Annotated in this window: 11 protein-coding genes and 2 pseudogenes; 5 read left to right on the forward strand and 8 right to left on the reverse strand. The window is 60.3% G+C overall.

Translation table 11 applies throughout. The features are described from left to right. The first annotated feature begins 163 nt into the window (after positions 1 to 163). Positions 164 to 694 carry a Ros/MucR family transcriptional regulator gene (locus tag NKI25_RS32920; protein WP_352828169.1) on the forward strand — a complete coding sequence of 177 codons (531 nt, stop codon included), beginning with the start codon at positions 164 to 166 and terminating at the stop codon, positions 692 to 694. A gap of 87 nt (positions 695 to 781) precedes the next feature. On the opposite strand, the gene NKI25_RS32925 is transcribed toward NKI25_RS32920, so the two are convergent. Beyond that, a complete protein-coding gene (locus NKI25_RS32925) occupies positions 782 to 1,093 on the reverse strand; it encodes a DUF736 domain-containing protein (protein ID WP_352828145.1) in 312 nt (103 codons plus the stop codon). 213 nt (positions 1,094 to 1,306) lie between these two features. On the opposite strand from NKI25_RS32925, the gene NKI25_RS32930 reads away from it, so the two are divergent. Next, positions 1,307 to 1,609 carry a hypothetical protein gene (locus NKI25_RS32930; RefSeq protein WP_352708867.1) on the forward strand — a complete coding sequence of 101 codons (303 nt, stop codon included), beginning with the start codon at positions 1,307 to 1,309 and terminating at the stop codon, positions 1,607 to 1,609. Here the strand turns inward: NKI25_RS32930 and NKI25_RS32935 are convergent. Continuing rightward, positions 1,550 to 2,065, reverse strand: a complete 516-nt coding sequence (locus tag NKI25_RS32935; RefSeq protein ID WP_352843777.1) for an SDR family NAD(P)-dependent oxidoreductase — start codon at positions 2,063 to 2,065, stop codon at positions 1,550 to 1,552. The genes NKI25_RS32930 and NKI25_RS32935 overlap by 60 nt on opposite strands. On the opposite strand from NKI25_RS32935, the pseudogene NKI25_RS32940 reads away from it, so the two are divergent. The 3 genes and pseudogenes from NKI25_RS32940 to NKI25_RS32950 form a co-directional block, all read left to right on the forward strand. After that, positions 2,034 to 2,225: pseudogene (locus NKI25_RS32940) on the forward strand (VOC family protein); the annotation flags it as partial. The gene NKI25_RS32935 and the pseudogene NKI25_RS32940 sit on opposite strands and share 32 nt — an antisense overlap. A gap of 443 nt (positions 2,226 to 2,668) precedes the next feature. Further along, positions 2,669 to 3,226 carry an OsmC family protein gene (locus tag NKI25_RS32945; RefSeq protein ID WP_292664767.1) on the forward strand — a complete coding sequence of 186 codons (558 nt, stop codon included), beginning with the start codon at positions 2,669 to 2,671 and terminating at the stop codon, positions 3,224 to 3,226. A gap of 56 nt (positions 3,227 to 3,282) precedes the next feature. Then, entirely contained in the window at positions 3,283 to 4,515 is a 1,233-nt protein-coding gene (locus NKI25_RS32950; protein WP_353000548.1) for an NAD(P)-binding domain-containing protein, read from the forward strand. A gap of 54 nt (positions 4,516 to 4,569) precedes the next feature. On the opposite strand, the gene NKI25_RS32955 is transcribed toward NKI25_RS32950, so the two are convergent. From NKI25_RS32955 to NKI25_RS32980, 6 genes and pseudogenes are all read right to left on the reverse strand, one after another. Next, entirely contained in the window at positions 4,570 to 5,019 is a 450-nt protein-coding gene (locus NKI25_RS32955) for a CoA-binding protein (protein WP_352595804.1), read from the reverse strand. A 5-nt stretch (positions 5,020 to 5,024) separates the two neighbouring features. Further along, complete coding sequence (locus NKI25_RS32960; RefSeq protein ID WP_352625634.1) at positions 5,025 to 5,396, reverse strand: 2Fe-2S iron-sulfur cluster-binding protein; 372 nt, start codon at positions 5,394 to 5,396, stop codon at positions 5,025 to 5,027. After that, positions 5,393 to 6,748, reverse strand: coding sequence for a selenium-binding family protein (locus tag NKI25_RS32965; protein WP_352595773.1), 1,356 nt, complete (start codon positions 6,746 to 6,748; stop codon positions 5,393 to 5,395). The genes NKI25_RS32960 and NKI25_RS32965 overlap by 4 nt, the downstream gene beginning before the upstream one ends. 330 nt (positions 6,749 to 7,078) lie before the next feature. Next, positions 7,079 to 7,668: pseudogene (locus NKI25_RS32970) on the reverse strand (tyrosine-type recombinase/integrase). Positions 7,669 to 7,920: 252 nt separating this feature from the next. Continuing rightward, positions 7,921 to 9,639 carry an adenylate/guanylate cyclase domain-containing protein gene (locus NKI25_RS32975; RefSeq protein ID WP_352595770.1) on the reverse strand — a complete coding sequence of 573 codons (1,719 nt, stop codon included), beginning with the start codon at positions 9,637 to 9,639 and terminating at the stop codon, positions 7,921 to 7,923. Positions 9,640 to 10,017: 378 nt separating this feature from the next. Then, entirely contained in the window at positions 10,018 to 11,760 is a 1,743-nt protein-coding gene (locus tag NKI25_RS32980) for an adenylate/guanylate cyclase domain-containing protein (protein ID WP_353000549.1), read from the reverse strand. Positions 11,761 to 12,200: the final 440 nt, after the last annotated feature.

Raw genomic sequence — 12,200 nt, forward strand, 5'->3', positions numbered from 1 at the left:
CCGACGCTATCGGCAGCTTTGTCCGCAGCCGGACAGAACGATGGGGGCGAAGCCTGCCGGCTTGATATTTGCGACGAATGAGGTTTGTTGGAGAATAATCAATCATTTGCCGAATAGACAGACTATCCGTTTTCAAAGCGCCCTTTGGACAAGAGGAAATTCGATGACCGTTTCTCCAGACCCAAGCGACCAGGCCGATCTCGTAACAATCACCGCCGACATCGTTTCCGCCTACGTTTCGAACAATCCGCTGCCGGTCGGCGAGTTGTCGAAGCTGATCGGGGATGTCTATGTCGCTTTGCAAGGGATCGGCACACCTGTGGCTCCGGCCGCAGCCAAACTGGAGCCGGCGGTGTCGATCAAGAAGTCAGTGTCACCTGATTTCATCATCTGCCTGGAAGACGGGAAAAAGTTCAAATCCTTGAAGCGGCATATCGGAACGCATTATAATCTGAGTCCGGACGAATACCGTCAGAAATGGAACCTGCCCTCAGACTATCCGATGGTGGCGCCGAATTACGCGGCCACCCGCTCGGCCCTGGCGAAATCAATAGGGCTCGGGCGCAAGGCGGCAGCGCCAGCAACAGCTGCGGCAGAAAAACCAAAACGAGCTGCTCGCGCGTCAGCGACGACAGCCGCAACGGCAATCAAGCAGCCTGTGAAGAAGGCGCGCAAGGCACCCGTCAAAGCGTAGCGTGCTGCACCTGACAGAGCTGACAGGCAGTGGCGAACCTGAACGTGGTGAAGCCTCGCTTGCGGCGGGGCTTCGCGTTAGGTCGGATCACTCGGCAGCACGGCGGGACCAGATCAGCGAGAACTCGCCCTCGGTGTCGGTCTCGACCAGGCTTGCATAGATCGGAGCCGGGAAGCTCGGATCGTCGAGCTTGACGGAGTGGTAGTCGCGTCCCTCCCGCGAGGTCTTCTTCCATGCCGCCCCGAACTCGGTGGCGCCGGCGAAGATGCGGAAGGCCGGACCCCTTTCATTGTCGCCTTCGGCCGGGGTGAACGACACTGTCTTGACGTTGAGGTTGAGTGTCTTGACCGAGCCGGAGAAGCCGTTCGCGGTGCGGGAAAAAGTGCCGATCGTAGCCATTGTAGGTTCCTTCTGTTTCTCGGGCCGCGCCCATCGTGGCCTCGATGATGGTCGTGAGACCGGAGACGATCGGGCCGCACCCCTAGGGCTGAAACGCAGTGGGAAGGCGGCCGGCGACGGCCTTTTTGTTTCGCGATGCAAAGCCGAAGGCGGCGGAAAAAAGCCCTTTGAAAGAGCATCGACGGTTTCGGTGTAGCGCTGCAGCGTCGCTGGATGGAGAGCCACGGTCGAGGGTGGCTCATCGAGATTCGAGAGTTGCGCCTCGATGTGAGAGAGCTGTGCCTTGAGTTCTGCAATGCGTTGCTTGGCATCCTCTTCAGCAATGACGAGACGAGAAGTCCGGCGTCAGCATGGCGGCGGTTTGCCACCGCCATGGCATTGCCACCAGCATGGCCCCGCTGGCGGGAAGAGTTCGGCCTGAACGCCCGCAAGGCGCCGCAACTGGCGGTGGTCGAGCTAGCCGATAGAGGAGAAAACGAGCCGCCGGCGCCCGCGCCCTTGCGCGATCTCGTATGACCGCCGGACCGCATGGTGGCGATCGAACTGGACGATGGGCGGCGCGTGTTTGCGCCGGCGGGCGCGATTGCGGCTGCAGTGAAGCGGCAGCTCGCCGGAAATATCAGCCCGCAGCCGCGCGACTTCGGCTGCGATGGTGAGATCGGCGACCGCGGCTTTGGCATTGATGCCTTCGGCGCAAAGCTCGGCGGCGCGATCGAGTACACGCGCGCTGGCACCGTTCAGGAAAACGGCATGACCGGCAAGGCCGAGCTGCCGCGCGATGGCAAAGCCGATGCCGTCGGCAGCACCCGCCCCGGTGATCAGCGCACGCTTGGTGGTAGAAGAAGGCATGGTCAAATCAGACTCCGCTGATTGCGCCGTCGCGGTCTTACCACGCACTTTGGCGACCGTGCTGCGAAGATTTGGTCTGCAACATCGATGCGAGAAACCTGGGCCCGGCGGCTGGAATCGCATTCATCTCATCGTCGACGATCTTGCCGCCGAGGTGGCGCGGCTGCGTACGGCCGGTGTGCAGTTCCGCAACGACATTGTGACCGGGCCCGGCGGGTCTCAGATCCTACTGGTCGACCCCTCCGGCAACGTCGTCGAGCTATTTCAGCCGGCCCGTCGCTGACCGTCGACCAAGGACCGCTTTCCACCCAACCGAGTCATTCGACGCTCATTTAGAGGTGTTCTCGAAGGGGATGTTTGAACCAGCGGGACGCGCCAAAAGCCGAAATTAACTTCGCAGCTTTGGATTGCCCGTTCGCGACAGCGAAACAGCTGTTCGCAGCGCCAAAGATCGCTCCGCGGGATTGCAGTCGACTTAGCTTGCCGGCCCTTCAAGAAAATGCATCACGATTCCGACACCTGGATGCCGAACCAACGCCGACCGACACAGGGCATCCTTGACCTGCAAGACGCAACTCGGCACACGAGGGACGACCTTGCCTCTGCGGAAAACAACTTGAAGAAACGCTTCGCTACCCATAGCATGTCAACTCATGGTGAAATCTGATCAGGAGGTCGGTGGGATGGGTCGGGTTTTTAAGCCAGTGCAAAGTAGGGAGGATAACTATGGCTTCCGAAGTACAGGCAAACAATGGCGTTAACGTCGAGGCGCTGCTCGGTGCACGCGAAGCGCTTACCAACGCCCCGGAGGCCGCGCAGTTCAAGTGGCGCGCGGCCTGCGAATGGAAGGATGGCACCCACAGCCACTCGACGGTCGAGAGTTTCTACGGTCTCGGCCAGGACCAGCATCGCAAGACCACCTTCGCATTCGATGCCGACCATCCGGAGGTCTTTGCTTCCTTGGATCAGGGCGCCACGCCTGTCGAATACGTGCTGGTCGGGCTGGCGAGTTGCCTGACAGCCGGCATCGCCGCGGTTGCCCAGAACCGGAACATCCAGTTGAAGTCGGTGAAGGCGACCATCGAAGGCGACATGGATATTGCGGGCATACTCGGCATCGACAGCGACGTCCGCAACGGCTTCAGCGGCATCACGGTGAAGTACAACATCGACGCCGACGCCAAGCGCGAGGACATCGAGGCTCTCGTCGCTCAGTCACAGAAGCGGTCGGCTGTCTATGACATTGTAACCAATCCGACGAACGTCACGGTCGTGGTGAATTGAAAGGCGCTTCGAGCCGTAGACTCTCCTGAGAGGGCGCGATTAGTTCCGTCACCACAGTGATCGTCGGCGCAGGGCACGCGGGGCTCGCGATGAGCCGCTGCCTCGCGGAGCGCTCTATCGACCATGTTCTGCTGGAGCGCGGCGAGATCGCCCATACCTGGCGCACCGAGCGATGGGATTCGCTGCGGCTGCTCACCCCGAACTGGCAGAGCCGGCTGCCGGGCTTCCGCTATGATGGTGACGACCCCGACGGCTACCGGACGATGCCTGAAGTGATCGACTTCCTCGGGAACTATGCCAAGGCGATCGCGGCTCCAGTCAGAACACACACGACCGTTACCTCGGTTCGCAGCGACGGGGCGGGATATGTCGTGCGCACGGACCACGGCGAGTGGCGCTGCCGAACTGTCGTGCTGGCGTCGGGCGCGTGCAACATCGCACGCCTGCCCGATTTGGCCGTCCGCGTGCCGCCGTCGGTCGCCATGCTGACGGCACAGTCCTATCGCAATCCGGCTCAGGTCGCCGACGGCGGCGTGATGGTGGTGGGCGCCTCGTCGAGCGGCACCCAGATCGCACAGGAGCTGCAGCGTTCGGGGCGTCAAGTAACCCTGTCGGTGGGCGAGCACATCCGGGCGCCGCGCGTCTATCGCGGCAAGGACCTGGAGTGGTGGATGGACGCCGCCGGCGTGCTCGACGAGCGCTACGACGAGGTAGACGACATCAGGCGGGCGCGACGGGTTCCTTCGCTGCAGCTTGCCGGCACTCCCGATCGCACCACCCTCGACCTCAATGCGCTGGTCGACCTCGGCGTCAGGCTCGTTGGCCGTCTCGCTGGCATCACCGAAGACGCCAAGGCCCAGTTTGCGGGGTCGTTGCGCAACATGTGCGCGCTTTCCGATCTCAAGATGGCCCGGCTGCTCGACCTCATCGACGAATGGGCCCGCGCCAACGGCCTTGACGCTACGGTCGGGCCGCCGGATCGCCTGCCGCCGACCCGTGTCGAGGACAACCCGCCGCTCGGCCTCGACCTTACCGGAGGCGCGATCAGGACGATCATCTGGGCCACTGGCTACAAGCCGGACTACTCCTGGCTGGAGCTGCCGGTCCTCGACCGCAAGGGCCACCTCCGTCACGACGGCGGCGTTGCGGAACATCCGGGCATGTACCTGATGGGGATGCAGTTTCTGCGCCGCCGCAAGTCTGCGCTGATCGACGGCGCCGGCGACGACGCGCGTGATCTCAGCGACCATCTGGCATCTTACCTCAGGCAAAAATCAATCAACGTCTAAGGCCAAGGGAACAGGTCAGCTACCGCGACAACGCCGAATTCCGTGACTCTGCAATCATATTCCCAAGTGCAACTTCGGCTTCCAGAAGGGGCGGAACAACTCAATCTTGGGACAGCGGTTCATCACAACTTTCAAGCCCGCTTCCTCCGCCAACAGGGCGGCAGCGTCGTCGCGCACCCCAATCTGACTCCACAGAACCTTGGCACCAATTGCGATGGCTTCCTGTGCAACTTCCAACAGATCTTCGGAGCGGCGAAAAACCTCAACCATATCCACAGGCCGGTCGATGGCCGCCAGTGACGCGTACACCTTGAGCCCTCGAATTTCATCCAGACCGGGAGTGGGATTAACCGGGATCATGTCATAGCCGGTTTCGTGCAGAACCCTGAGTACGCCATAGGAAAACTTGGTCTTGTCGGGGCTGGCCCCCACCATCGCGATGGTTTTGACCGATTTCAGAATGTTTTGCAGATAAGCCTCCGAATAGGGCTCATCATGATTCATGTGGGTCATTTCTTTGCTTCCAACGGGGTCGCAATATCGGCTTTCAATTCATGAGCGGCCAAGGGGTCAAGGAAGGGGTTGCGATAGAGCTTGTCGTGGCTTTCAACGCCGACTTCCAGCGTGCAGTCGCTCATAGGGCGGGCAACGCAGAGGATTATATAGCCATTGGTGATCTGGCGGTTGTTCAGCGCCCGCTGCGCTTTTTGATTGACTTTGCCGCTGATTATCTTGGCCGCACAGCTTATGCAGCCGCCATACTTGCACCCGTAGGGCAGGTCCACGCCCTGCTCGCGCAAGCTTTGCAAGAGGGGCTTCCGGCGATCGACGTCAAAGGCCGCACCGCCTTGATTGACGAGAGTGATGGTGAAGTTGGTCATACCCAGATGTCACTCGTGCAATCACCGCCGGGATAACGGGTTTCGTGGCAGCGGCTTGGTCCATTTGGTTCCTTGCCAAAATCGACGACAAATCGCGGATCAATTTCCATGCCGCCGTTTTCCGTATCGCAATTGACCATCAGCATGCATCCGCCATTGGTGCGGATTTCCGGATAGAACTGATTGTCCCAGGTCGAGAAGAGCGAGGTCGTCACATAAAGGCGCTTGCCGTCGAGGCTGAGCTGTATCATCTGCGGCCCGCCAGTCACTTTCACGCCATTAACCTCAGGCGCACGTCCGAGAAGTCCGCCCATCCACACTTGTCCGGTAAGCTTGGCGTTGTGGGGGTCCGAGATATCATACTGACGGATGTCGCCATGCAACCAGTTGCATAGATAGAGGTATCGATCGTCCATGCTGAGCAGAATGACTGAGATAACGCCCGGTATCGGAATGGGCCATTCGGGATGCGGCTCATTTTCGACATCCACGATTTTTTCCCATTGCCAGTCACCCGCTGCATCCTTCCACCAGTGGATAATGTTTGCGGAAAGGGCCGCGCCAACAAAGCCGTGACTGCTGTCGGGATTATGATGGAATCGCACTTCCAGCGGGATCAAGCCATCTTCACCGAGATAGAATGTTTGCTTTGGTTCCTTCTTCTCAAAATCCCAGAAATGGATCTCTCGGCCATACTTCAGGTGGCCCACCTCCTCAAGGTCGAAACCAGGCATGAAAGTGTTAGGCGCGGCCCACTCCGAGCTGACCATTACGTTGTGTCGCGGCTGGTACCAGAAATCATAACCAAACTTGATCCTGCCCATGGAGTTTTCCCAACGGCCGACAATCTCGAACTCCTTGTTGAGTTTCAAATAACCGCCTGGCGCGTTGCCTTGAGCGTCGCCAAGCATTGAGATGATGATCTCCGAACCAAGGCAATGCACGGTGTGCGGTGCCGACAGGTTGGTTCTGGCTTTGATTTCGGCGCCCTCTATCACCTTGAACAGTGTCGGATTGCGGGGATCGGTACCGCAATCAACAATATGGAGATTGGTCGAGCGCACACCGGGCACGATCAGATACTTGCGCTCCATGCTCGCATCGCCATGGCACGACGAACAGGCATTCCAGCCCATGTGATGAAGCTCATCGCCAATACCCGGCATTTGCAAACGTGAAATCACTTGGCTGTAGGTCGAACTCTCCGGGTCGACATCAATGGTACACAAATAGTCCGGCTTCTGAATGCCCGTGCCAGTGTAGATAGCAATCGTATAGAGCAACTTTTCGCGGGGTGCCCTCGTGGCCTCGGCGGGAGAAGCATAGCCCGGTCCACAGCAATGTTCGGTCATGGGTACTTCCCTAATTTGAACAGGTCACTGGCCAGCCCAGGGGGCTGAGACATTAGTGCATGCGTGGCGTTGGCGCTACCGCCCGGGGTAAGCGTCGCCGGGTTGGCTGGCGGGAGACAGGACTGCGAGGCGGCTGGACTATAGGAAGCGGCTTTTAGATCAATTTGCGGTCGTTCCGAGTGATGGACACAAAGGTCTGCAATGGATCACGAATGCTGGTTCCGGCCAATGTCGGCTTCCAAGAAGAGAATTCGACTCTGGAAGGTCTCGAAAGGGTCACAAAGCGACGCTTCCAGCCCGCGTCGCTCTGTCCGTTGTCGCAGGTTCATTTCACAGGTCGATCTGTTCAGAGATCGCCAAAGCGTCGTCCACTTCGATGCCGAGATAGCGAACCGTGCTCTCAAGCTTCGTATGGCCCAGGAGCAGTTGCACCGCGCGAATGTTTCCCGTCTTCGTGTAGATCTGCGCGGCTTTCGTACGCCTCATCGAATGAGTTCGGTATCGCCTGGGATCGAGCCCGACGCTGGAAACCCATTTGTCGACAATCTCCGTACTGTCTGGTCGACAACTGCGGTTTCGGCCTCATGCGACTTGGAAACAGATACTCTCCTTCGACTAGACCGCGACGACCTATCGCGGCGCTGATGGCAGCTCGAGTCTGCTCCGTGATCTCGAATTGTACTGGTCGTCCGGTCTTGCGCGATTACCGCCCGGTCGCGAAACGTGCCGGATAGTGCGACGTCGCCGACCGTGATCGTGACCAGGTCACAGCATCGAAGTTTGTTGTCTATGGCAAAATTGACCAGTGCCAGGTCACGTGCCGCGCCTGACACCTGCAGTCGTGTTCTAATGCTCCAGACCTCGCACGGCTTGAGAGGAGGCTTCTGACCGACAATGTGGCCTCTGTTCCAGCTGGGCATGGTTCTTCTCCTTGCCGCCCTCCGCAGCCGCAGCGCTCGACGTGAGCCCGCGAATTCTAGCGTCTCACCTGGAAGCGCTACAAAGGATCGGTTTGAAAGTTGTTGGTTGTCGGTGCCGATGAAGTGCACCTTCACAATGGGGCACAACCCGCCCTTAACGGACATTGATCGGAACCCACGGTCATCGCCCTCACAACCAAAACAAGCCTATGTCTGACGAGAGCAAGTAGGCGATCCAAAGCGATGCGCCCTTTAGTCGGGAAGGCCAGCCTTGTGGTAGCCTTCGACGAAGCGCTGGAGCAATTCCTCGTCGTCGAATGGCTGCGATGTTGCCCAGTGCCTGATGCTGAAATGGGGATTGCTCATCATGAAGAATTCCGCCTCCTGATGGGCTTCATCCTGGCGCCCGAGCTGCGCGAGGGCTGCCGCTAGCATGCGCCGCGACGTGGTGCGGTAGGTTTCCGGCTTGCGTAAAGCCTCGACCGCGGATTGATAGTCGCCGAGCGCATAGTAGGCTTGGCCCGCCATCCAATAATACCACCCCGGTGGGCGCGGATTGAGCCGCAATGCCCGCTTCACGAATTCGACGCCTTTGACCGCGTCGCCCCTCAAGGTGATGAGATCCGAGCGCATCGCCCAGGCATCGGCATGATTGGGATCGAGCTTGAAGGTCGCCTCGAACTCAGCATCCGATTCCGCGAAACGCCGTTCGTGACCAAGTATGATGCCCAGCACCCAGCGGTTCCCGGCATCGTTAGGGTCGAGCGCCACTGCCCGCTGCGCTTCCGCGAGCGAGCGAGGCTGGTTGGCTTCCTTCGGCTCGTCCCAGAACAGCCAGCCGAGCCAAAGATTGAGGGCCAGCCAGCTATGTGCTTCGGCATAGTCGGGATCGAGACCAATCGCCTTTTCCAGGAGCATGCGCGCTTCCCGCGCGCCTAACCCGGTCTGAAAACTGACGCCGCGCGCTTGCACGCAGAGGTCATAGGCTTCGAGACTCGTCGGCCGTTTGCGCGCCGGCCGTCCGGCCAATCGGCCGACTAGGGCTTCGACGATCTTGGCCGTGACCTCATCCTGCACTGCAAAGATGTCCTCGAGGCTGCTGTCATAGCGCTCGGCCCAGATATGATCGCCGCCGATTGCCTCGATCAGCTGCGCATTAACGCGCACGCGCCCCGCGGCGCGCCGGGCGCTGCCTTCAACCACATAGCGCACCCCAAGATCACGCGCGGCCAAACGCACATCGACCGACCGCCCCTTGTAAGCAAAGGTCGAGTTGCGCGCGATAACGAAGAGGCCGGCGCAGCGAGATAGGTCGGTGATCAGGTCTTCGGTCAAGCCGTCGACAAAGGTTTCCTGCTCCGGATCGTTGCTCATGTTAGTGAAAGGCAAAACCGCGATCGAGGGCTTGTCGGGCAATTCCAGCGATGCCAGTCGGCCGACCGGAGCGGCTCTCGGAAGCTGCAGGTTTACGCGATAGCAGTATATCGGCTCGGCTATATTCTTCACCCGCTGCTCGCCCATAGGCTCGAACGCAAACGCCAGCTTCTGCCTGACTTCCTTGGACACCTTCTCTGAAACGCAGATGCCACTGGGCTCGGCGAGTTGCTGGAGGCGCGAGGCCACGTTCACGCCCTCGCCATAGCGATCGTCCCCTTCGACGATCACTTCTCCAAGGTTGATTCCGATCCTGACTTCGAAGCGCTGGTCTTCGGCGACGCTCGCGTTACGCTCCGCCATGCCGCGTTGAAGCGTGACCGCGCATTCGACCGCATCCACCACGCTGCCGAACTCCGCCAGCAGGCCGTCTCCCATAAGCTTGAAGATTCGCCCGTGTCGTGTTGCGATTTCCGGCTCGAACAGCTCTTTGCGGCCACGTTTTAGCCGGTCGAAGGTGCCCGCTTCATCCGCCTCCATGAGCGCCGAGTACCCGACAACATCGATGGCAAGGATGGCAGCGAGCTTCCGCTCCATGTTGGGCCTCAGTTAGGATTCGCGACACGCAAGCCGCAGGTCAGAGGCGGGTAGGATCGGCGCCTCCGGCGTGCCCTTACCGGCCTTTGATACCACAGATCACGCCTCTTGAGACCATGGATCGCGCGACGCTCCGGCTCTCCTGCCGCAGCGGAATGCAATGTCGGTTATGGTCCGCTTCGCCGCATCCGGCACGATGAGCAGCCCGGCTGCACGATTCAGAGGCTCGTCCCACAGGCGGGCCATTATCGTTTCGCCGCGCTCGGCACACTTTCTGCAGACGCCGCAACGATACGCCTAGCCGGTGCACCGACGGCGCGCCAGCCGCCGGCTTCATGGTTCTCGACAGCCCTTCCTGCCTGCGCTTGCTTCGCCCGGTCATTCCGGCAATCCCGCCTTTCGCAGCGCCGACGCCAGCATTTCCATGAGTTCTGGTCGGACGACGCTCATCCGCACGAATGCGCTGTTTGTCCAGCCCGGCGCGACCTCCAACAGCCGCGAGGCGGCTGCGCGTGCGGCATCCAGGCGGTCGAGATTGACATAGGCTGCGACGAGGCTGGCATAGAGGACGCTGAAGCCGGGCGCTACTTGGATCGCCAGCGTCGAATAGTTCACCGCGTCATCATACCGGCCAGTGAAGAGGTGGACCCAGGCCAGCGCCAGATACGAATGATAGTTCAGGGGATCGAAAGGACTGAGGCGAAGTGCCTTGAACGCGTGATCGCACGCACGTTCATAGATTTCGCTGTACATGTGCACCATCGCGCTGAAGCCGTATGCCAGAGCTAAGTTGCGGTTTAGCTTCAAAGCTCGATCGAGAGCGCTGATGGCCCGTGCGTAGTCATGGGTAATCGTGGCGTGAACGAACGCCCCCATCGACAGCGCCTGGGGATCGTCGGCGCCGATCGCCATTGCGATGTTGGCGTGCTTCAGCGCGGCAGCCCTGTCTTCGGGATGGAAGCCTCCGCGCAGAAAGCGCTGTTCGTATCCCCAGGCCGCATAGCCATGTGCGGAAGCGTAGTTCGGGTCGAGGCTCAAGACCTCGTTCAGCAGGCGCAGGGCTTCGTTGGTATCGGCCCGCGTGTTGGCGTAGGCATGTGGCAAGGCGCGCAGGAAGAGATCATATGCGTCAAGGCTGTCCGGCCGCTTGCGGCGCGCTCGGTCGATCTCAGCGCGCCGCAGGGTGGGTTCAAGCGTCCCGACGATACTCTCGGTCAATCGGTCCTGCAGGTCGAACACGTCTTCCGCCGCGCCCTCGAACTTGTCTGCCCAAACATGGGTTGCATCTTTGCCCTCGATAAGCTGTGCGGTTATGCGCAGTCTGTCGGCAGCCCGCCGCACGCTCCCTTCCATCACGTAGCGGACGCCAAGCTCTCTTGCGACCTGCCGGATATCGAGCGTTCTGCCCTTGTAGGCGAAAGTGGAGTTCCGCGCGATGACGAACAGACCGGGTATCTTCGACAGGCCAGTGATGAGGTCCTCCACCAGCCCGTCCGTGAAATACTCCTGCTCGGGATCACCGCTCATGTTGGTGAACGGCAGCACGGCGATGGACGGCTTGTTGGGCAACGAAGGCGATCTGAGCTGTTGCATGTCGGCGACGAACCGCTGGCGAAGAACGCGATAGACCGGGAGCGGTTCAGCGATGTTCTTGACATGCTGCTCGCCCATCGATTCGAAGCCAAAGGGAAGCTTCCTTTCGACTTCGCGAGCAACCTTACCGGAGATGTAGATGCCGCCAGGCTCCGCTAGTTGCTGCAGGCGCGCTGCGATGTTGACGCCGTCGCCGTAGCGATCCTCGCCCTCGACAATTACTTCGCCGAGATTGATGCCTATTCTCACCTCAATGCGATCGTTCGCGACGGAATCCGCGTTGCGCTCGACCAAGCTACTCTGCAGCGCCACCGCGCACTCGACCGCATCCACCACGCTGGAGAACTCGGCGAGCAGTCCGTCGCCCATGAGCTTGAATATGCGTCCGTGTCGTTCCGCTATTTTGGGCTCAAACAGTTCCGTGCGTATCGCTCTGAGACGCTCAAAGGTCCCTGCCTCGTCACTCTCCATGAGCGCCGAGTAGCCAACCACGTCAGCCGCCAGGATGGCTGCGAGCCTTCTCTCCAAGAATTCTCCTCAAGCAGACCAATCGGCCAAGGATAGCATACGACGGGTCGTGAATCTGGGAATAGTTCACCTGCGGGACGTGGCGTGGCACGGCGGCGATCTGCTCCTTCCGAAGGCCGACGCGGATGACCGACTGCCACCCAACCAAGCCGTTTGACGCGAGCTGGCAAGTGCTGAGTAGGCGAAGTCCGCATCGCCTCGATCGCGCCAATTGCCGACCTTTCCGGCGCTTCTCCGAAGCTGGCGTTCGCGGTGTGGCCGGAATGCCACCGAACCTGCCGACATCATAGCCACGCCTCGAGTAGAGGCTTCGTCTGGAGCACCTCGGCACGGTTCCGTTCGCGCGATAGAAGCGGCGGTTGGCGATTGAGCAGCATGGAATCGCCGAATTCATGCGCGCGGTATCGATACGCGATGAAGGCTGCGGAGGCCTTGGCGAG

This window comes from Mesorhizobium sp. M0808 (assembly GCF_040320025.1).
Classification (GTDB): domain Bacteria; phylum Pseudomonadota; class Alphaproteobacteria; order Rhizobiales; family Rhizobiaceae; genus Mesorhizobium.